Here is a 20,808-nt window from a genome sequence, read left to right on the forward strand (position 1 = left end):
CTAACGGGTCGGACAGAAGCAGGTCAGAGAGACACCCGGAACCTGGTTCGCCGGCGAAACGGGCTGGCCGTTCGGGGCGCTCACGTCGGCGGGGCTACGAACGGTAAGGCGCTTCAACTCGAGCTTGGCGCCCGTCGACTCTGCTTTTTTCATCGTGGAAATCTCCATGGTTCAATAGAGCGAATTGCAATTCTGCGAAGGACGACATGATTCGTATTCGCAGTCGTTGGATGATTTTCTGACATTTCAAACGAGATAAGCCAAGGCTATTTCCGTCTACGCGCGAGGAATGATTCGTAGGTGCGCAGTAGGAAATCGTAGATCACCATTTCATGAGCGCGTGCGTCAGCACGAATCACTCGGTTGATGTGCATATGGACGAGACTCATCGCCATGTCGTCGAGCGGGGTTTCCAGTCGACCGGCGTCGTGCAGCGCGCGCAGCTCGGACCATGCCGGGCGCCAAGTTCTCGAGCGCTGCTCGAGGAGGGGAAGAAGCGGCGCCAGCGCAGGATCGCCGTGGCCCTCGAGGAGGCGCTCGATGCGCGCGCGCTCCAAACGGTAGCGCGCCGCCAAAGTTTTGCGCGCATTCGCGTCCAAACGATGTTCGGCGGCGTAGGCGTCCCTTCCGCGTTGCGCGAGGGCGTGGCGCGACGCATCGTCGAAGCCGGCATCCCGAAGGGCCATGTGCGTGCCCCACAGGGCCCACCTCCAGCGCGCGTCGATGCTCGAATCGTCGTCGGAGCCTTCGACGGCGGCGAGCGCGGCCTCACTGTCCGCGGCAAACATGCGCTCCGCGATCGCGATGGCCTGTGGGCCGCCGTAACGCCCTGTCTCCGGCTCGTACGTGTCCAGTGTGAGCTTGGCGATCGCACCCGAGGCGAGCCACGGTTCGAGGTGCCTCAAAAGCCGCGGCCAAACCTCCCGCATCAAGCGGTCCGGTGCACCTTGGCACCGCAGGCGCAGGTGCGGCTCGGGGTCGGCGTAACGGAGGAAGAACCATTGCTCGATGGCCCGTTCGGCCGTGAGCTCGCGCAGGAGCGGCCCAATGTGCCGGAGGACCCGATCGGCGGTGACCGGCCCCGTATAGATCTTGGCGAATAGCCACTCCGATCCCGGAGGAAACGCGCGATGGGCTTCCCGACGGGGCGCGACGACGGGCTCTCGCGCGGCGGCGTTCGACGTGCGCACGAAGGGAATCACGATTTCGTGCGCATAGCGCTCCTCGGCGTTGTGCGGATCATGCGCGCAGAGATGTTCGGGATCGGGAAAGAGCTCCTGAATGCGCAGCTTTTGCCGATTGCGCGCGAGCGCGCTCAATTGTGCTGCCGCACCGTCGCCATCGAGGTCGATGGGAAGGGTATGGTCCCCATCCTTGACGGTGATCCACGATGGAATGCCGCGCGCACCGCGGAAGTCGGCGTCGGTGGCCAGCTGGGCCACCTCGCTCGCGTTCACGGTCCACGTCGCGAGGGCCAGCACGATCTTTCCGCATGCGACCCGCGGCAGGAAGGGCGCGCGCTCGAGCGGGCCCCAGTCCCATCGAAGTGCGGGGGCGACACCCTCGTATTGAAGCGCGCAGAGGAAACGGTACATGGCCAGCGAAGACGCCGGATGGTTGTGCGCGCTGGAAAGCCGGGGCCGGATTTCGCGGTGGAGGCGCACCGATCGCAAACGCACGATGCCGTGGCGCACGCTCACGCGCAGATCCTCGATGGGGATGCAGGCCTCCGGCGGCGCACCCGACGTGCCGAGGTAGGCGATCTCGTGGGAGCGCAACACCGGCCGGCAAATCACGTTTCCGACGCGCCCCTCGGGAAGATGCACGATTTCCGCGAAGATGGCCTGGGGCTGGCATTGCTCTTCCGCGCGCAGGTGCCTCGCGACCAAGTTGGATATCGCCGGATCCCCATGGCAGAAACGCGCGAGCAGCGGCGCGCCGGAGGGGCCGCCGATTTGATGGACCGGCAGCTCGAAGTCGCCTCGGTCGATGGCCTCGCAGGATCGGGCCGCGACGGTGACCATGGCCGAGAAGGCGTCGGGCAGCGGAGAGGGCGCAGGTGCGGCCAGTGCGGTGCGATCGCGTTCGTCGAGCTGCCAGATGCGCTGGCCGCGTTCCTGGAGTTCGAAGAGCCGTTCGAGCTTGTACGCATCGCCCTCCCGCAGTGCGTCCGAGCGTGCGGGCGCGGCCGGAAACGCGATGCCATCGAGAAGCGGCGACGGATCTCTCGAGCGTTCCGCGTCGAAGCCGATGCCCTGTTCCTCGTCCAGCGCGAGGGCCAGCGGCACCTCGCGATCGCCGTAGCGCGCTTCGAAGCGCTCTCGAAAGCGCTGCATCGCGGGAGCTCCGCGCACGTCGGTCATGGCGTGGAGGAGGCTGACCGCGCGTCGAACCTCGGCCACGATCCGCGTTCCGACACGCGTGGTGGCGGGCTTGAACAGGTCGACCTGGAACAGACGCGCCGGATCCAGGGGAACCGGCAAGGATTCCAGCTCGGAGACGATTGCGCGGTAGCGATCGCGGTCGACGCCGACGCCCTCCGTGTCGATGCCGCGGAGCGCTTGACCCGCGCGGGCGATCCGCCCGGCCATGGCGCGGGCACCGCTCGCTAGGAGGCACTCGGTGAAGGCCGTGAGGGGCTCGTCGCCGGTGACGGGGACCTGAAGGGACGGCTCGAGGATGCGCGCCTCAATCAGCTCGTCGACGAAGGCAGCTGCGGCGGACGGCGGAATGCTCGCATCGGCCTCGACGATCCCGCGCGCGATGGCCGCGCGGCTGGCGCCCTCCATGGACGAGGCAGCATCGAGGGCGCTCTGCAAAGGGGCCGTCGCCTCCACCGTCACCAAGTGAAAGCCGCGCGTGCGCGAGCGCGCGTCGACGCGTGCTTCGTAATAGCGCAGCTCGTCCCCCATACGGGACAAAGACGAATTGGGCCGGAATCGAACGGTGTCGCGCGCAGCGTCGTCCTGCAAGGCCGCTTCGGCGAGCAAGAACAGGTACTGCATGTCCAGCCGCGAGCTGCGCCGCGCCTCGCCGGGGGCGCAACCCGTGAGTGAGGTGGACTCGCCGAGGCTGGCGAGGGCGCACCCGGCGAACAACCCGAAGGGCGTCGACCGAGACGCCGCGCGCGAGATGTAGCGGGCCACGGTGAGCTCCACGTCGTGTGCGCGCGGGGCATTCGGATCGCGCATCCACGCATCGATCGCGGTATCCAAACTGGGCGAGGCGAGAAACAGGGCTTCCCGTACGACGGGGTTCTTCAGGACGCTCAGGAGCCGTTCGCGGGTCAAACCATCTCGGAGGATGCGAAACGGGAGAAGGGGTGTTCGAACGACGCACGCGCCGTGGTGAACGAATTCGCGCTCAGGGGCCATGCGCCTCCAAAAGCAGCAACTCGCGAAAGGGCAGCGATGTTGCCATCGACGGGAGCAAGGCCAATCCAACTCCGGCCATACCGCTCAGAAACCCCAGATCCGGTATGCTCGTTTCGAGCCATTCCACCGCGCGCTCGCGCCAGGCGTGCGCCGCCGAGGACTCGCCAAAGGCCTCGAACATCAGCGCGAGCCCCGCCGCCCCATGGCAAATGCCCGCGTCCTCGACCCCCGTGCATTCCAGCGGCCGCGCGGCGATGGCGCGCATCCGCGCGATGGCCTCTCCTTCCCACGCGGGCCGGTTCAGCGCCCGGCCTGCGGCGCGGAGTGCAACGGCCACGCCGGGATCGCCATAGCACCACGCCGTGCGGGTCGGCCCCGGCGGTGCGGTGGCTCCGCGGGCCACGAAGGCCGGGAAGGTCCCTTGGGGCAACCGTTGCTCGAGCAACCAAGACACCGCCGGCTCGAGCAGCGCGCGCGCCGCTTTTGCCGCGACATTCTTCCGCACGCACGCCGCGAGAAACGCGATGACCCCTGGGATTCCATGCGCAAGGCCAAGGTCGAAACCCCCGTCGGCGGCCTTCAATGCGGGCAGCACGAGCCGGCCATCGGTGTGCCACGCGCACCCGGAGCCGGCCGCCACCGCCGACGCCTCCAGGTGACGAACGATGTGCTCGACGCACCCTTCGGCGCCAGGATCCGCCAGCCTGCCCAGCGCATAAACGCCAAAGCCCACCAAGCCGTAGACGAGATCGTAATAGCTATTCCACACAGGCACGTCGACCAATTCGTCGAGCAGCGGCAACGCGTTCGGCGCGACCCGCTCCGGATCGATGTGCTCGGCCGCCCAGCAGATGCCGAGCACCCCCGAGTGCAGGCCCGCATCCAGCTCCTCCGCCCCAGCAATGGCCCGATCGAGGTATACGCGCGCCCGCTCTCGGTCGCCGAGGGCCGAGGCCAAAAGCGCGGCGCCTGCCGCACCATCGAGGCCCGCCGGCAGGCTGGCCAGCGGCAACTTCGCCAAGTGCGCTCGCACGATGCGTTCGACGCGGTCCTCCATGGAAGGGAGGTTCGCATTGTAGACGTGCGAATCCGGCTCAAGTGCCCCACGGCGCCAAAAAGGTGCCTCGGAGCGCCAATCGCGCGAAGAGAATCACTCCTGCGTGAGCGCGTCCAACGCCGCCTGCGCGGCCTCGAACGGCGAGCCGCTCGGGGCCGTGGGCAGCTCCTCGTGCGTGCGTGCCCAGGACTCCTCCATGGCGTACCAATCCATCGCACGCGGTGCACGATTCTCGGCGAGCGCGCTGGACAGTTCTTCGAAGTACCGCTGCCATCGAGGCCGATAGAGCCCCTCGATCAACCCAGAGAGCTCGCGGTTGGCGTAATCGTGGAGCCCCGCCTCGGAGGCCGTCCGCGTCCCCCAGACGGTATACAAACTACGAAGATCGTATTCGAGCTGCTCGCGCTCCGCACGCCCCACGGCCGCGCGCGAGGCGTGGGCGACGATGGGCCCGAGCAGGAAGCGCCGATCGGTGCGGGTGACCGCTTCGAGGCGGTCCATCAAGCGAAGCCACGTTTCGGTGAGCTTCGCGAACGCCGCGGCGTCCTTTGCACGGAAGGCCGCGTCGATTTTCGGCAACAGCGTGCGGCTTAGACCATCGTGCGGCTCACTCCAGCGGTCCTCTCCGGACATGGCGAACGCCGACGTGCGCAGCGCCTCCCACGCCGCCGCCGCATGCGGATCGGCGCCGCCATAGCGCAGGTGCGCCCACCGCGCGAACCACGCCGCCGTGTCCACGGGCCCTTCTTGCCAGGCCAACTCCGTGAAGAAGTCGAAGGCGAGGGGATTGTTGTCCCCGGCCTCGGCATGTACGCCGTTCCCACGAGCGCGCTATCGGGTTTGGCCTTCCATTGCCAATAACGTTCCGACTTATGGCGATGTCGCCTGGCGCACTGTCCGCAAGAACGCAGCGACTTCGTCGCGGTCGCGATTGCGGCCTGGCGCTCTCTCGTAATACGACAGAGCCTCTTCGGCCAACGTGCGCACCCGGCCTGAATTGCGGTGTGCCCCCGCCAATGCGCGGGCGAGTGTGAATCGCGTTTCGGCACAATCGTCTTGGCGTCGGTCCGGTGCACTTCGCAGGCTCAGCGCGCGTTCCAGCGGAGCAATGGCCTCGCCCGGACGACCGGACGCGAGCCAATCCTCACCGAGGTATTGCAGCGTGTTGGCAAATCCGGTGCTCGTGCCATTCAATCGCTCCCAGACGACCAGCGCACGCTGGTGCAGCCGCAACGCCTCGGCGAGTTTTCCGAGCCGGTTCTCGATCCGCCCGACGGTGTTGCGCGCCTCGGCCAGATCGGGGTGCTCGGGCCCGAGTTCGGCCTCCATGATCTCCGCGGAGCGCAGCGCGTGGGGAAGCGCGTCGGCATAGCGACCTTGTTCGAAACGAATCGTGGCCATCGTGTCCTCGATGGCGGCCACCTGCGGGTGATCGGGCCGCAGCGCTTCGCTGACGATGTCGCGCGCTTGCTCGGCCACGGCGGCGGCCTCGTCGAAGCGGCGCACATCCGCGAGGGAGACGGCCACATTGCCTTGGACGATACCCGTTTTCGGATGCCGTTCCCCGATCGCGCGCTGCAGGATGTTCCAGGCCTTTTCCCTTTTGGCCAGCGTTCCTGCGAGATCGCCGAGGCGTCGATCGGCCAGGGCCGCATTGTTCAACGAAATGGCCACTTCGAAATAGTCCGCGCCCCGAGCCTTGGTCCAAAGTGCCACGGCCTCGTCGCCGAGGCGCCGCGCTTCTTCGTAGTTGCCCTCGCCGAAGAAAATGGAATGCCGTGCGGCGGCGAGACGGGCGCGAAGCTCCGAATCGCCCCCAGCGCGTTCGACGGCCGCCTGGGCCAACTGGGCAATGCGCCGCGCGTCCTCGAACCGCGCCTGATGATCGCCCACGACCCACAGCAGAGCCACGAGCGCGCGCGCCTTGCCGAGATCGTCGCGACCGATCTCGGCGGCCTCGATGGACGAATAGAAGCTGGCGACGGCCGGGGCGTCCTCCCCACGCTCCATTTGGATATTCCCCTGGTACCCGAGGGCCTCGGCGAGCAGGGGCGGATAGCCCAAGGTCCCCGCATCGCGCACGGCGGCGGTCACGATCTCCAGCGCCCGCGCGTAGTTGCCGGCTTTCTCCAGCGCCCCGGCTTGCGCCACCCGATCGCCGATGTCGTCGAGGCGTGCCCGCACGATGGGATCGGCCGGTGGCGGCTCCTTCGTCAAGAGCGCGCGCCCGTCGGCGCATGCGTCCACGCCCGGCAGGGTGAGCACGGATTCCACGGCGCGGTGCAGCGTTTTCGCATCGGCGGTGGCCAATGTGGCGGTCCGCGCTTTCATCACGCGGAGTTCGTCGGCGAGGCAGTGCGTGCGCAGATCCATCAACGCCGGCGACTGCTCGTGGCGCACGTGCGTGGCCTCGCAAACGTCGGTATTCATGGCCTGCCAGGACGACGTCCAGGACGACAGGATGCGGTCCGTCTTGCGCCAGGTATCCTCCGCATAAGGCTTCTTCGTCGCCAGAAATGCGGTGTGCACGCGCTCGCGCACGGGGGCGTCCCATACGCCCGCGAGCTTCGACTCCGTGGTGCCCGCGCAAACCGTGGGGCGCGCCGCGCGATGGTGCATCGCCAAGGGAATACCGATCCCCAGGGCCAGGGCCACGCATCCCATGGCCACCAGCCGCCGGCCCGCGCGGGTTGGCGGCGCGAGGACCGCGAGCAGCGCGCCCATGGATGGGAAGCGGTCTTCCTTGCGCAGCGAAAGCCCGCGCAGGACGGCGCGCGCGATGCGCCGGGGCACGCGCGGGGGCGGTTCGGGGACGCGGCCGTACGCCGGCCCTTTCCCCAGCTCGCCGCCTGCGAAGGGACGGACGCCGCAGAGCGCCTCGTAGAGTGCCACGCAAAAGCTGAATTGGTCGGTGCGCGCGTCGATCTGGTCCGGGTGCGCGTGTTCGGGCGCCATGTACCCCGGCGTGCCGTGCCCTCCCGCCGTCCACGCCGGATGAGGAGTGACCCCGTCCTCGTCGCCGGCGGGCGAGCCCGCGAGGCCGAAGTCGCTCACCCGGGCGCGCCCATCTTTGCCAATGAGCACATTGTCGGGTTTGAAATCGCGGTGCACCAGCCCCGCGTCGTGCGCCGCCTCCAGGCCGCGGCCGGCCTCGATGAACACGTTCACGATGGCCTGCCACGTGCGCGGGGCGGCATGCAGCCAGTCGCCGAGGGTGGGGCCGTCGGCGCGTTCCATGGCGATGAAAATGCTCTCGCCGTGGGTGCCCACATCGAAGACGGTGATGACGTTCGGGTGCCCCACGCGGGCCATGGCGCGTGCCTCGCCAAGGAACCTTTCGCCCCGATCGGGCCGGGTGCGGCAGACGCTCGGGCGCAATAGCTTCAAGGCAACGGTTCGATCCAATTCGGGATCGTGCGCCGCGTACACCACGCCCATGCCGCCCGCCCCCAGCCAATCGAGAATCACGTACCGCCCGACGCGGGCCCCGATCCGGAGCGGCGCATCCTGGTCGCCCTCCGCCGAGGGCATGACGTCGGAGGATCGCGCCAATGCTGCCAGGAGCGTGCGGCACGATGTGCACGTGTCGACATGCGCTTCGAAATCAGCCTGCTCCTGAGCCGAGAGCTCGCCGTCCAGAAACGCTACAATTATATTCGAATCACAGAGTGTCATGATTTGACGCAGGCGTGGCCTCCCCCCAAAGGACTCGAGCTGCGGCGCCAAGTTGCAGCCGCATCTCGATCCTTACATAACTTTCGGGCTGCCCACACTGGCTGCCCAGCTCGACCAGACGCCGGATTTTCGTGGCGAGGGAGCCTAGCCAAGAGTTGCCTCTCTGCAACGACGGATTGTAGTGTAATACTGCTACTTTGGTTTGCGTCTGCGCGGGCCCGATGTGACTCTTAGCGGGGGGAGCGCGCGTGACAATGGATCTCGATCGGGTCATTCAGGTGCAAGGCCTTGGCGAACTCGATGCCGCGCTGGTGACCATCAGCCTTACCGATGTATCGGCCGCGGGCCTCGCCCTGGTCGTCCAGCTGATTCGAGAGAAGGGCGACCTTCGTCTGGTCGACATGGTCGTCGACGAGATTGCCGCCGAAGGACGCGAACAGCACCCCGACTACAGCTTCGAGTTCGCCAATCGTTACTGCTCCAAGCACTTCGAGCATTTTGGCGAACCTTTCGATGCTTGGGGCTGACAATACGGAACACTCGGCAATACGTCGAAGTGTCCAATCATCGCCCAGCTCGATAGGAACGCATCGCCGGGCTACGGACGCTCTGGCGTGACGCGCGCGGCCGAGGCATCTTGGCCATATGGCCGTGCACCCGATCCAACGCGATGATCTCCGTGGTGGCGGCGCGCCCATTTTCGTGGCGAGGCGCCGCCCGCTCGACATTCCGCGCTCCGGCGCGGAGCGGGTGACGCACCAGTTCGCAGCCTTGGAGTTCTGCACCGCGGGTCGATTGCGCATGGAGCAGCCCGATGCGTGGACCTTGGAGGCGGGCGAGGCCCTGCTCGTGCCCGCAGGCCTACCGCATCGGGCCATCGCGCGCGAAGGTTTCGAAGCATGGAGCCTTGGCTTCTGCGCGTCATGCTTCGCCGCCGAGGACGCGGGTATCTTGCTCGGTCCCTTCGAGCGCGTGCGCGCGGGAGGCTCACCCGTCGTGCGCGTGCCCCGCGCGCGCCATGCCTTCCTGGAGTCGCTGTTCGCCGAGCTTCAGGAGGCGACCGAGCCCGCACGGTACGGCGAATCGCGCGCCGTGGCGCATAGCCTCTTGACCCTCGTCTTGTACGAGGTCGAGCGTGCTGCCCGCGCGGAGGCAAGCCCCTCGAAGCCCGCGGGCATCGTCGCCGACGCACTCCGTTTCATCGAGCGACACTGCCTGGAGCGCATCACACTGGGCGACGTGGCCGCCGCCGTCGGGCGCAGTCGCGCGTACGTCACCACCGCCCTCTCGCAGACCACCGGCCGCAGCGCCGTCGAGTGGATCGTCGCCGGCCGCATGGCCGAGGCCCGCCGCATGCTGCTCCACTCGGACGAGATGGTCGACGTCATCGCCGAGCGCGTCGGGTACGCGGATCCCACGCACTTCATCCGCATGTTCCGCCGCGCGCACGGCGCCACCCCCGCCGCCTGGCGCGCGTCCAAGCGGCGCTAATTAGTGCCCCATGTTGGCCGGGCCCCGGGCGCGCTTCATGAAAAACGTGAGCGGGACCATCAGTACCGTGCCGCACGCCAAGATGTAGAGCACGTCCATGTACGCCATCGTTTGCGCCTGCCCGAGCACGGTGCCGTAAATCGCGCGGTAGGCCTTGAGCGTGGCATCGGCCGCGCTCGTCCCCGCGGCCTGCAGGGCGGCGGTGATGCCCGCCAAGCGGTCGCGGAACGGCGCATCGAACAGGGTCGTGTGCGTGGTCAACTCCGCCTGATGCACCTGGGCGCTCCGGGCCAGCATCGTGGTCACCAGCGCGATGCCCATGTCGCCGCCCATGTTGCGCGATAGATTGATGAGGCCCGACACCGCATTGCTCTTTGCGGGCGGAACGGACGAAAAGGCCAGCGTGTTGATGGGCACGAAGAGGAATGCGAGCCCGAAGGCCTGATACACGCGAAAGAGCATCGCATGCTTGAAATCGATGCCCAGATAAAGCCGATGGGACATGTAGAACATCGCCATGGAGAGCACGAAGAAGCCGAACGCAATCATCTTTCGTGGGTCGCTCTTGGAGACCGTCTTCCCGACGAAGGGCATCAGGCAGATGACCAACACCGCGCCCGGGGACAACGCCATACCCGCCTGCTGCGCCGAGTAACCGAGCATCACTTGGGTGAACTGCGGAAGAAGCAACGTCGTCGCGAACAGCGACAAACCGAGCATGAACATCATGCCGCAGGCCACGGCGAACGTGCGATCTTTGAAAAGCCGTACGTCGATGATCGGATGCTTCGTTCTGAGCTCCCACAGGACCAGGGCCACCAGCGAAACGACGGAGACCAGGGCAAAGCCGCAGATGAAGGGCGAATGGAACCAATCTTCTTCCTGCCCTTTGTCGAGGACGACCTCCAGGCTTCCCAGCCCCACGGTGATGAGCGTCAGCCCCGCAATGTCGATGGGGACGGGCGTGCTCTTTTTCTGGGCGATCCATGGCGGGTCGACCACCATCTTGTTGGTCAGGATCATCGACACGATGCCCACGGGCACATTGATGAAGAAGACCCAACGCCACGAATAATTGTCGGTGATGAACCCGCCGAGGGTGGGGCCGATGGCCGGCGCCAGCACCACGGCCATGCCATAAATGGCAAAGGCCATACCGTGTTTGGCGCGGGGAAACGTATCGGCCAAAATCGATTGTTCGCTCGGCCCGAGCCCGCCGCCGCCGATGCCCTGCAGGACGCGAAAGAAGATGAGCGACCCGAGATTGGGCGCGATGCCGCACAGGAACGAGCTAATCGTGAAGAGCGCGACGCACGACATGTAGAAGCGTTTTCGGCCGATGCGGGCGGAGATCCATCCGCTGATCGGCAGAATCACGGCGTTCGATACGAGGTACGCCGTGAGCACCCACGTGCTCTGCGCTTGGCTCACCGAGAGGTTGCCCGCCATGTGGGGCAGGGCCACGTTGGCGATGCTCGTGTCGAGCACCTCCATGAACGTGGCCATGGTGACCGTGAGGGCAATCAACATCGGGTTGTGCCCCGGGTGCCAGCCCTCGTCCGGCACCGCGTTCGCCTGGCTCATTTGACGCGGACCTCGGGCTCCACCGACATGCCCGGCCGCAGCCGCTCGAGGCCCTGCTGACCCGGCAGCAAGCGAATGCGCACCGGCAGCCGCTGAACGACTTTGACGTAGTTGCCCGTGGCATTCTCGGGCGGCAAAATGCTGTAGCGGGAGCCCGTGGCGGCAGCGAGGCTTTCCACCTCGCCCTCGAAGTGCTGGTCGAGTGCATCGACGTACACCTTCACGTGTTGTCCGGGGTGCATGCGCGTGACCTGCGTCTCGCGGAAGTTGGCGGTGACCCACACCTTGTCGGTCTGCGCAAGCGCGAGCAGCTGCTGGCCGATGTTCACGCGATCGCCGACGTTGACCGAGCGCTTTCCAATGACGCCGCCCGCCGGCGCCGGGATCTTCGCGTAGCTCAAATTGAGCTCCGCCTGCTCCAGCGCGGCCTTGTTGGCCTCCACGTTCGCCTGCCGCAGGGCCACCGTGGCGCGCTTCGCCTCGAGCTGCGGCGACGCATTCACCGTCGCTTCGCGGGCGCGGCTGCCGGCGGCCCGCGCGCGCGCCGTTTGGTCCTCGACCCGGCGCCGGGTCACGTCCACCGTTTCGCGCAACGCCTGCACGTTCGCCGTCTGGGCATCGGCAGCCGCCTTTTTGCTGTCGTATTCGGCCTTGGCCACGGCCCCCGTTTGGTAGAGCCGCTCGGCGCGTTCCAGATCGAGCTGGGCAAGCTTGTAATTGGCCTCACCCTGCTTCAACTGCGCCTCCGCCTGCGCGACCGAGCGCAGGGCCTCCGCCACGCCCGCGCGCCCGGAGGCCACGTCGCTCGTCGTGGTGGCCACCAGCGTGGCGTTCGTCGTTTCGGTGATGGCCACGGAGGGCTCTTCGGCGCGGAGCTGCGCCTCGGCTTGTGCCAGCGAGGCTTTCGCTTGGGCGACCGCCACGCGCAGATCCTTCGGGTCCAGCTCCACGAGTGCCTGGCCCGCCGTCACCGCCTGGTTGTCGTCGACGTGAACCGCCACCACCGTGCCGGCCACGCGCGACGCGACGTTGGAGATGTACCCGTCGACCTGCGCGTTGTCGGTCTCCTCGTAGAAGGTGCCGCGGTACCAGTACGCGGCCGACGCCGCCACGACCAGGGCGGTCACTCCCAGCGCGATACGGCGTTTTTTCGGCGGCGAGGATGCCTCGGCAGCGGGGGTGTGAACGGCGGGCGCCGTGGCGGGCATGGTAGAGTCGATGTCCATGGCAATGAGCTCGCGGATTTTTCGGGGTCGGAACCCCGGGTGACAGAATGTTTAGGCGCCATATATTTAGGGACCTAAGTACATGAGTCAAGGTCATCGCCAAACCCCGCGTCATCCCATTTCCGAGCCGATCCCTCGCCGGGAGCTGCCCCAGTACGAGGCCATCGACGCCATGGCGACCCAGTACGGCGCCGCCCCACGTGCTGTGCTCGCTTTCATCACGCTGAGCATCGTTCTGGATGAGCTCGCTGAGGCGGAAGCCATCCATTTTCGGCGCCACGGCCTCTCGCAATCGCGGTTCGTGCTGCTGATCCTCCTGATGAAGGCGAAGGGCCAGCAGCTGACCCCGCTCGAGATCGCCAGCGGGCTGGGTGTGCGCCCGGCGACCGTCACGGGGCTGGTTGCGGGGCTCGAGCGCGAAGGTTTGGTCGAGCGCCGGCCCGACACCGCCGACCGCCGCGTCGTGCTCGTGCACCTGCAGCCCAAAGGGCGCTCGGTTCTCGAGAATATGCTGCCCGATCACTTGGGGCGCATCTCGAAGCTCTGCGAAGGCTTGAGCGACGCCGACCTGGAATCCCTGACCCGCACCTTGACCTTGGTGCGTGACCGGCTAGACGTTTTCCGTGATCCGTGACGTGAAACGATGGCTCGCGATGGTGCTCGGCCTACTGGCCGTGCTCTTCGTGTTCCTTCGCGCGTCGCCGGCCGGCGCGGCCTCGGTGTGGCCGCTGTCCGCGCCCGATCGCATTCAACGCGCCCCCGAGCGGGACACGCACTACGCGCGCGCGCCTTCGCCGATTCGGCTCGAAAGGACGCGCTCTCCGCGCTCGCCGCACGCAGGGGCGGGCGCTGCGCCTTCCAGCGATGCCTTCGTCCCGTCGCGCGGGGGAATGCTCGCGTGCGCGCGTCTTTTGCTGCCGAGCGAGCCGTGCACCGCGCCGCCCTTCGCGCTTCCACCGTCGCGTGCGCGCTCGCGTTTGATGGTCTTTCTGAATTGAGCCTCTCCGTTTCCGACGAGCAAACGGCTTTTCAAAACGGAGAAAATACAATGAAGAAACTGTATCGCGATATCGCGGGTTACGTGATCATGTTCGTAGGTTTGTCGTTGATCATCTTTGCCGGCTACGCCAGCGCGGAAGATCGCCTCTCGTCGGGCGCCAGGGTGGCGACGGCGAGCGTCGCGGGATTGGGCGGCGGCGTGCTCACGTTCGTCGTATCGAGGCGCCTGCTCGCCAGTTAATTCCGGCTAGTCCTGATGGGGCACGTGCCCCTCGTATTGCGGCAACGTATCCGTGATGGTGAACCAGGGTGCCTTGGAGCCCACGAAGATGTGGTGCGTCGGACGAATGGTGGGGTCGTCCACCAAGGTGCCCATGGGAACGTGCACGAATTGGCCATCGCGGACGACGGAGTAAAGCAACGAGCCGCACGTCGTGCAGTGCGTATCGTTCGCATCCACCTCGCCGAAGAGGGCGAGGTGGTCTCCACCCTGGGTGACGCGAAGCTTGTCGCGCTCGATGCCGGCGAAGGGCTTGAACGCCGACCCCGTCGTTCGCCGACAATTGGAACAGTGGCAATTGGCCGCGTAGAGGAATGCGTCGGCCACCGCATAGTGCACGGCGCCGCAAAAGCATTTGCCGGCGAGCATGCGGTTCATCGCGCGTCGACCTCGACGCGGTTGCGCCCGAGCGCCTTTGCACGATAGAGCGCGCCATCGGCGCGATGGATCCATGCCGAAGGGTCTGCGTCGGTGGCGAGGTTCAACTCCGCCACACCGACGCTCACCGTCACCACGCCCCGCGCCGAGGGACTCGGGATGGCCAGCTTTTCGACGACCTCGCGCACGCGATCCATGGCCAGCTTCGTCGACGCCAGCGACTGCTCCGGGAGCAGCAGCAAGAACTCTTCGCCGCCGTAACGATAGACGGTGTCCACCTCGCGGACCTCTTGGCGCAACGTGCGCGCAATCCGACGGAGCGCGTCGTCGCCGGCGAGGTGACCGAAGTGATCGTTGTAATTCTTGAACCCGTCGATGTCGGCGATGGCCAAGGAGCAGCTGCGCCGGTAACGCTTGGCGTGCGACCAAACCGCGTTCAAATCCTCGTCCAAACGCAAACGATTCGCGATCTGGGTCAGCGCATCCGTCCGCGCAGCCTGGTACGCACGTCGGTGAAGGCCGACGAGGCGTCCCGCGGAAATCAAGTGGGCGCGCACCTCGTTGGGGTCGCATCCCTTCGCGTAACATCCGTCCGCCCCCGCCTCCATGGCGCGCAGAAAACGCGCCTTGTCGGTCATTCCCGTCAAAACGACGAAATACGTGTAGCGGCCTTCACCGTCGGCTTTGCGAATGGAGCGGCAAAGTTCCACCCCATTCATACGCGGCATCTGCCAATCGCTCAATACGACATCGGCCGGCTCGTTCTCCAGCATTTCCCAGGCTTCCTGGCCGTCTCGGGCTACGCGGCACTCGTGTCCGAAGCCTTCGATCAGCTCCTGCAATGCGTCGCGGAAGGCAGCGTGGTCGTCGACGACGAGTACCTTCAATGGAATATTCATCGCCGGTGCAGCGACCAAGCGAATCTCGGACATATCCGGAGATGCAATGCGACTGGAAGCGAGAGCCATGTTTTGCTGCGATACAATGCAGGTGCCATGCCGGTCCCCATTTCCGGCACTGCGTTTTCCGGGGGTTCCTTGACTCCCGGCGCCGCGTGATTAGCAAAAAGGCCCGAACTTCCGGGGTAAGGCGGCCGAAGGACAGGGGGTGATGCGCACATTCTCCCCGTCCCTGGCCGTTGCCGCTCTGTTCGTTGCGTTGGTGAATTGCACCCCGGCACGCGAGGCCGCGCCGGTCGCGGCTTCGGCCTCGCCCACCGTGCCATGGCCAGAGCCCCCTGGCTGGCGTCTTTCCGACACGGTTCGACCCACCCGGTATGACGCATCATTGACGGTGCTCCCAACGGAGCCGCGCTTTACGGGGCGCATGCGCATCGCCCTCGACGTGCGGGCACCGACCCACGCGCTGTGGCTCCACGCCATGGGCCTCACGATCCGCGAGGCCACGGTGAACCGGGAGAAGGCCGAGGTGACTCAGGTCGGGAACGACCTCCTGGGGATTCGGTTGCCAAGGCAGCTGCCTGCGGGGGCGGCCACCGTGAGCATCGATTACTCGGGGGCCATCGCGGCCAACGGCGAAAACGGATTGTTCGAGCAGGAGGAAGGCGGGCGTCGGTACGCCTTCGCGAGCATGGGGCCCATGGACGCGCGCCGCGTCTTTCCATGTTTTGACGAGCCGTCGTTCAAGGCGCCGTGGAAGATCCGGCTCGAGGTGAAACGCGAAGACGTGGCCTTTGCCAACGCGCCCGTGATTTCCGAAGAGATTTCCGGCGAGCACAAAGTCGTCCAGTTCGCGGAAACGAAGCCGCTCCCATCGTTTTTGTTGGCCATGGCGGTGGGGCCGTTCGATGTGGTGGACGCGGGTGTTGCAGGGAAGAACCGCGTCCCGATTCGCATCATCGTTCCGCGGGGTCGGGGCGCCGAGGCGCGCTTTGCAAAAGAGGTGACGGGCCCGATCTTGAATCGAATCGAAGCGTATTTGGATATGCCGTATCCGTACGAAAAACTCGATTTCGTCGACGTGCCCTCTTTTGGCGGCGCCATGGAGAGTCCGGGGCTGATCATGTTCGTGCAGAGGTCCCTTCTGGCCCGTCCGAACGAAGAAACGAGCGCATTTCAGCGCGGTTACGCCACCACGGCCGCGCATGAACTCGCCCATCAATGGTTCGGCAATCTGGTGACGATGGGGTGGTGGAACGACATGTGGCTCCACGAGGCCTTCGCCCCGTGGATCTCCGATCGCATCGTCGACGCCTGGAAACCCGAGTGGCACCACGATGCGTATCACGCGGCCGAAACGGTGCGCGGCATGGCTGGGGACGACATCGCCGGGGTGCGACGCTTGCGTCAGCCGATGGAGAGCAAAGACGATATGGGCGACGTTTGGACCCGGGAGATGTACGGGAAGGGCGCCGCCGTGCTCGATATGTTCGAGCGATGGATCGGCCGCGACGCGTTTCGTCAGGGGCTCCGGCGTTACCTTGCGAGGTATGCGTACGGAAATGCCTCTGCCGAGCAGTTCCTCGAAACGGCGTTGCAGGGCGCACCGCCGTCGACGGTCCAGGCCTTCGCGTCCTTTTTGAATCAACCCGGTGTGCCGCAGGTGGATGTCTCGCTCCGCTGCGAGGCCGGTCGCCCGCCCGCGCTGGATCTCGGGCAATCGGGCAAATCCGATGCAGTATGGCAAATTCCGGTGTGCGCACGCTATCCGGGAAAGCACGGCGAGGCGACGTCGTGCGCGTTGATGGGCGCGAGGCAAGGGCAGCTCGTGCTCGACGACGCGGCGACCTGCCCCGCGTGGGTCGATGCCAATTCCGATGCCCACGGCTACTACCGCGTTCGTTACCTAGGCAATCTTTTGCCGAAGTTGCTCGCGGTGCCCCAGGTGCTCACGCGCGCCGAGAAGGTGGCCCTTCTCGGCGATCTGGGGGCGCAGGTGCGCAGTGGCGCATCGTCGTACGCCGACGTCCTGGCGGCGGTTTCGAAGCTGGCTGACGATCCGACCTACTACGTTGCGGCCGCCACCATCGACCTTGTCGCGCAGGTGCGGGTTGCACAGATTTTCCCCGAGTCGCTCGCGCCGAACTACGCACGCTTCGTGCGCGACACGTACGGCGCACGGGCGAAGCGGCTTGGGTTCGTCCCGCGCGCGGGCGAAGCGGAGGATGAGGCATTGCTGCGTCCGCAGTTGCTGCTCTTGGTGGCCGACTCCGGGGAAGATCCGGCACTGCGCGCCGAGGCGAAGGCCTTGGCCGAGCGCTGGCTGAACGGCCAAGGGACCATTCCGCCGGCTTTGGTTCAATCGGTTCTCAACATCGCAGCACGCTCCGGCGATCGTGCGATGTTGGACCTGATGCGGAATGCGGCCCGCGCGCGCGGTGCTTCGAATCGCAAGGAGCGAAATTCGATTTTGCGCGCGATGGGGCAATTTCGCGAACCGGACACCTTGCGCGCGGCGCTCGCGTTGATTCTGCAGGACGATTTCGAGGTGCGTGAATCGACCGGGATGCTCTGGGAGACGCAGAAGACGCCGGTGACGCGGCAAGTCGCATTCGATTTCGTCAAGGAGCACTACGATGCTCTCATGGCGCGCCTTCCCAAGGAGGACAGCACCTTCGACCTCGCCGCGGACCTTCCCGAGATGGTCGGTGCGTCGTTTTGCGACGCAGCCCATGCAGCCGACGTGGAGTCGTTTTTCCGCGAGCGCTCCGCGCGGCATGCCGGGGGAGCGCGCGGGGTGGCGCGGGCGGTCGACGCGGTGAACACGTGCGCGGCATACCGCGAGCGTCAGGCGCCGAGCGTCGCGGCCTTCCTGACGGCGATCAAGGATGGGTCCGGTCGTAAAACAGGGGACGGCCGAGCAAATCGTTCAGCCAGCTCGCCACGATGAGCAGCGCCATGCCGACGTAGGTCGTCGACGGGCCATGGAAGACGAGCATCGACGAGGCGAGCAAGCCAGCGCCCACGACGGCCATGGCGAGCGCCAAGGGGTTGCGGTGGTAGCGCGCACCGACCACGAGGCCCGCGAACATGACGACCAGGCTCACGAAGAGCATCTGGTGGATCACCGCCTCGTCCAAGAGCCACCCCAAGCCCAGCGCGGGAAAAATCGCGACGAACGGTGGAAGCTCCAGGGAACACGTCCCCGCGAAAATCGACCCCGAGACGCCGAACTTGTCGATGTGTCTGACAGGAATCATGGCGCGCCCTCGCCATGTAGAGCGATGCCACAAACCGGGGCGCGCGCAATGCGGGATGGGCGAGCTTAGCTGCGACTTCACCCGCCGGGGCGCGGCTCCGTGGCCCGGAACAGCGCATCGAGGCGCCCTCCGTCGAAGTACGCGGTCACCTCCACGATGCGTGCGCCGTCGAACCGCAGGACCCAGACGTACTCATTGTCGTAGGGTTGACCCTGGACACTGGTCGACGAGCCGCGCCATTGAACGACGGCATCGTTGCCCTCGACGACGATCCGTTGCACCGCCGGCCGCACCGGGCCCTTCAGCACGCGTGCAAGGCGACCGTACGTGGCGTCGAGAAACTCGCGCTTCGAATGGTACTCGCCCGACAGCATGTTGGTGCCGGTGATGGTCCAGTGCACGTCGTCGGCCACGTGATCGAAGAAGGGTCGGGAGTTCCCTTGCGCGTACGCGTCGAAAAGCTCCTGCACCAGCGCGCGCGTGGAATGCGATGGCGCCGTGTGGGGCGCAGGTGGCGGGGCCACCGAGCAACCTGCGAGCGTGAGCACCAGACCAAAAGCCGCCAAGTTCGTCCCCGAGAACGTCTTCATCGAAAGGCCTCCTTTTGTATCGACGAAGATGCGGTCTCGGCGCGGCGGCGACTACGCCCGCCTCGCGGGATGGGCTTTGAACACAGGCTTCACAATCACCATCGAGGATTTGCGCTGGAGAACGCCTACCTCGCCTCGAGGCGCGCGATCATCCGAACCACGCGTGTGCGCAACGCGCGCGTCTGTGCAATGTGCGTATCGATTTCCTCGAGCTTCGCGTTCAAACGGCGAACCATTTCATGGCAGCGTAGGCGCTTGCGGCCTCCCGCCTCGATCAAGGCGCGCGATATTTCGTCGAGCGTGAAACCCAACGATTGCGCCTGGAGGACGAATTCGAGGTGCTCGAGGGCGCCTTCGTCGTATTCGCGGTATTGGCTTGGGCGGCGTGTCGAGTGGACCAGCCCTCGAGCCTCGAGAAACCGGATTTTCGACGTGGCCACGCCGAGTCGTTTTGCAAGCTCACCGATTCGCATCTTGACCTTGAAGTTAACTTGAAGGTGTACACTTCCGAAAGATGAGATTTCGGCGCGTGTTCCTACGAGGATCGAAGGTCGTGGCGGCGATGCTTCTGGTGCTCGTCGCTGTTCTAATCGCGAATACACTTCGGCAGGGGAGGCGCGGAGCGGCCGCACCTTCCCCCGCGCGGGCAGGCGCGGTCGATGCCGCGCGCGTGGCGGAGCATCTCGCCCGGGCACTGCAGTTCAAGACGGTGTCGCACGCCGAGCCAAGCGAGGACGACGCGGCACAGTTCGAGGGCCTGCAGCGATACCTCGCGGAGACGTACCCGAAGGTCCATGCGGCCCTCGCGCGCGAGGTCATCGGCGGGCGCGCACTCGTGTACACGTGGCGCGGGAGCGACCCGTCGCTTCGCCCCATCCTGTTGGCTGCGCACCAGGACGTCGTTCCGGTGGAACCCGGGACGGAGGGCACGTGGACGCACCCGCCCTTCGAGGGCATGGTCGCGGATGGATTCGTGTGGGGTCGCGGCGCGATTGACGACAAAGGCTCGGTGGTGGCCATCCTGGAGGCCGTCGAAGCGCTGCTGGCGGAGCACGTCACACCGCGGCGATCCGTGGTCATTGCCCTCGGCTGCGACGAAGAGGTCGGCGGCATGGCGGGCGCGAAGGCCATGGCGGCGAGCTTCGCGGCGAAGGGGATGCGCTTCGAGTACGTGCTCGACGAGGGCAGCATGGTCACGCACGGGATCGTGCCGGAGGCGTCGTCGCCCGTGGCCCTCATCGGTTTGACGGAAAAGGGCATGGCCACCATCGAGCTCGCCGTGGACACCCCCACGGGGCATTCGTCGATGCCCCCGCCCCGAACGTCGGTGGGCGTCCTCGCGCGCGCGATCGATCGGCTCGAGGCGCATCCCATGCCGCCGCGCCTCACGCCGATGACGCGCCAGCTTCTCGAGGCGATCGCGCCCGATCTGTCCTTCGGCAAACGCGTGGTCGCCTCGAACCTATGGCTCTTCAGCCCCCTCGTCGTCTCCGCGATGACCACCCACGAGGCGAGCAACGCCGCCGTGCGCACCACCACGGCCCCCACGGTTTTCCACGCCGGTGTGCGTGCCAATGTGTTGCCAGCCACCGCCCGTGCGCTCGTGAATTTTCGCATCTTGCCGGGCGACACCGTCGAAGGTGTTCTCGCCCACGCGAAGCAAACGGTCGCCGACGACCGCGTACAGGTCAAACTGCACGACACCTTCGCCAGCGACCCTCCACCCGTATCCACCCACGATTCGCCCGCATTCCGCGCGATCGAAGCCGCCGTGCGCGAGCTCTTTCCCGAAGCCATCGTCGCGCCGACCCTCGTGCTGGGTGCGACCGATGCACGCCACTACACATCGCTTGCGGAGGGCGTGTATCACTTCAGCCCCTTCGTCGTGGGCCCTCAGGATCTCCCGAGGGTCCACGGCACGGACGAGCGCACCCCGGTGGGCGGCTTGGCCACGGCGGTCCTCTTCTACGAGCGGCTCCTACGAGAATAGCCCGC

General features: G+C 66.3%; 19 protein-coding genes. 7 read left to right on the plus strand and 12 right to left on the minus strand.

From position 1 onward, the window contains the following. The 5 genes from LVJ94_13940 to LVJ94_13960 form a co-directional block, all read right to left on the minus strand. Positions 1-153 (minus strand): hypothetical protein, encoded by a 153-nt coding sequence (locus tag LVJ94_13940; protein WXB08333.1) that lies wholly within the window; start codon positions 151-153, stop codon positions 1-3. 113 nt (positions 154-266) lie between these two features. Next, a complete protein-coding gene (locus tag LVJ94_13945; GenBank protein ID WXB08334.1) occupies positions 267-3,374 on the minus strand; it encodes a lantibiotic dehydratase in 3,108 nt (1,035 codons plus the stop codon). After that, positions 3,364-4,431, minus strand: coding sequence for a hypothetical protein (locus LVJ94_13950; GenBank protein WXB08335.1), 1,068 nt, complete (start codon positions 4,429-4,431; stop codon positions 3,364-3,366). The genes LVJ94_13945 and LVJ94_13950 overlap by 11 nt, the downstream gene beginning before the upstream one ends. A gap of 93 nt (positions 4,432-4,524) precedes the next feature. Next, positions 4,525-5,169 carry an alpha-N-acetylglucosaminidase C-terminal domain-containing protein gene (locus LVJ94_13955; protein WXB08336.1) on the minus strand — a complete coding sequence of 215 codons (645 nt, stop codon included), beginning with the start codon at positions 5,167-5,169 and terminating at the stop codon, positions 4,525-4,527. Between the two features lie 132 nt (positions 5,170-5,301). Next, a complete protein-coding gene (locus tag LVJ94_13960; protein WXB08337.1) occupies positions 5,302-7,983 on the minus strand; it encodes a tetratricopeptide repeat protein in 2,682 nt (893 codons plus the stop codon). Positions 7,984-8,354: 371 nt separating this feature from the next. Between LVJ94_13960 and LVJ94_13965 the strand changes: the two genes are divergently transcribed. Both LVJ94_13965 and LVJ94_13970 read left to right on the plus strand, forming a co-directional pair. Then, the gene (locus LVJ94_13965) at positions 8,355-8,633 is read left to right on the plus strand and encodes a hypothetical protein (GenBank protein WXB08338.1); all 279 of its coding nucleotides are present in this window, start codon (positions 8,355-8,357) and stop codon (positions 8,631-8,633) included. Positions 8,634-8,757: 124 nt separating this feature from the next. Beyond that, positions 8,758-9,597, plus strand: coding sequence for an AraC family transcriptional regulator (locus LVJ94_13970; protein WXB08339.1), 840 nt, complete (start codon positions 8,758-8,760; stop codon positions 9,595-9,597). Here the strand turns inward: LVJ94_13970 and LVJ94_13975 are convergent, their stop codons facing one another. Continuing rightward, positions 9,598-11,181: a DHA2 family efflux MFS transporter permease subunit gene (locus LVJ94_13975; GenBank protein WXB08340.1), complete on the minus strand. Its 1,584-nt coding sequence runs from the start codon at positions 11,179-11,181 to the stop codon at positions 9,598-9,600. Continuing rightward, positions 11,178-12,407 carry an HlyD family secretion protein gene (locus LVJ94_13980; protein WXB08341.1) on the minus strand — a complete coding sequence of 410 codons (1,230 nt, stop codon included), beginning with the start codon at positions 12,405-12,407 and terminating at the stop codon, positions 11,178-11,180. The genes LVJ94_13975 and LVJ94_13980 overlap by 4 nt, the downstream gene beginning before the upstream one ends. 172 nt (positions 12,408-12,579) lie before the next feature. On the opposite strand from LVJ94_13980, the gene LVJ94_13985 reads away from it, so the two are divergent. From LVJ94_13985 to LVJ94_13995, 3 genes are read left to right on the plus strand one after another with little or no spacing between them, the layout of a single operon-like run. Next, positions 12,580-13,041 carry a MarR family transcriptional regulator gene (locus LVJ94_13985; GenBank protein ID WXB08342.1) on the plus strand — a complete coding sequence of 154 codons (462 nt, stop codon included), beginning with the start codon at positions 12,580-12,582 and terminating at the stop codon, positions 13,039-13,041. A 1-nt stretch (position 13,042) separates the two neighbouring features. Then, complete coding sequence (locus LVJ94_13990; protein ID WXB08343.1) at positions 13,043-13,405, plus strand: hypothetical protein; 363 nt, start codon at positions 13,043-13,045, stop codon at positions 13,403-13,405. A gap of 50 nt (positions 13,406-13,455) precedes the next feature. After that, the gene (locus LVJ94_13995) at positions 13,456-13,647 is read left to right on the plus strand and encodes a hypothetical protein (GenBank protein ID WXB08344.1); all 192 of its coding nucleotides are present in this window, start codon (positions 13,456-13,458) and stop codon (positions 13,645-13,647) included. Between the two features lie 6 nt (positions 13,648-13,653). Here the strand turns inward: LVJ94_13995 and LVJ94_14000 are convergent, their stop codons facing one another. Further along, positions 13,654-14,064, minus strand: coding sequence for a GFA family protein (locus tag LVJ94_14000; protein ID WXB08345.1), 411 nt, complete (start codon positions 14,062-14,064; stop codon positions 13,654-13,656). Further along, positions 14,061-14,996 carry a diguanylate cyclase gene (locus LVJ94_14005; GenBank protein WXB08346.1) on the minus strand — a complete coding sequence of 312 codons (936 nt, stop codon included), beginning with the start codon at positions 14,994-14,996 and terminating at the stop codon, positions 14,061-14,063. Before LVJ94_14005 ends, LVJ94_14000 begins: the two co-directional genes overlap by 4 nt. A gap of 178 nt (positions 14,997-15,174) precedes the next feature. Between LVJ94_14005 and LVJ94_14010 the strand changes: the two genes are divergently transcribed. After that, positions 15,175-17,913: a M1 family metallopeptidase gene (locus LVJ94_14010; GenBank protein ID WXB08347.1), complete on the plus strand. Its 2,739-nt coding sequence runs from the start codon at positions 15,175-15,177 to the stop codon at positions 17,911-17,913. Here the strand turns inward: LVJ94_14010 and LVJ94_14015 are convergent. From LVJ94_14015 to LVJ94_14025, 3 genes are all read right to left on the minus strand, one after another. Further along, on the minus strand, positions 17,846-18,223 hold the full coding sequence (locus LVJ94_14015; GenBank protein ID WXB08348.1) for a MerC domain-containing protein: 378 nt from the start codon (positions 18,221-18,223) through the stop codon (positions 17,846-17,848). The two genes, LVJ94_14010 and LVJ94_14015, sit on opposite strands and share 68 nt — an antisense overlap. A 77-nt stretch (positions 18,224-18,300) precedes the next feature. Then, positions 18,301-18,813 carry a nuclear transport factor 2 family protein gene (locus LVJ94_14020; protein WXB08349.1) on the minus strand — a complete coding sequence of 171 codons (513 nt, stop codon included), beginning with the start codon at positions 18,811-18,813 and terminating at the stop codon, positions 18,301-18,303. A gap of 125 nt (positions 18,814-18,938) precedes the next feature. Then, positions 18,939-19,286: a MerR family transcriptional regulator gene (locus LVJ94_14025; GenBank protein ID WXB08350.1), complete on the minus strand. Its 348-nt coding sequence runs from the start codon at positions 19,284-19,286 to the stop codon at positions 18,939-18,941. A gap of 41 nt (positions 19,287-19,327) precedes the next feature. Between LVJ94_14025 and LVJ94_14030 the strand changes: the two genes are divergently transcribed. Then, a complete protein-coding gene (locus LVJ94_14030; protein WXB08351.1) occupies positions 19,328-20,803 on the plus strand; it encodes a M20 family peptidase in 1,476 nt (491 codons plus the stop codon). Positions 20,804-20,808: the final 5 nt, after the last annotated feature.

Source organism: Sorangiineae bacterium MSr11367 (genome assembly GCA_037157805.1).
GTDB lineage: Bacteria > Myxococcota_A > Polyangia > Polyangiales > Polyangiaceae > Pendulispora > Pendulispora rubella.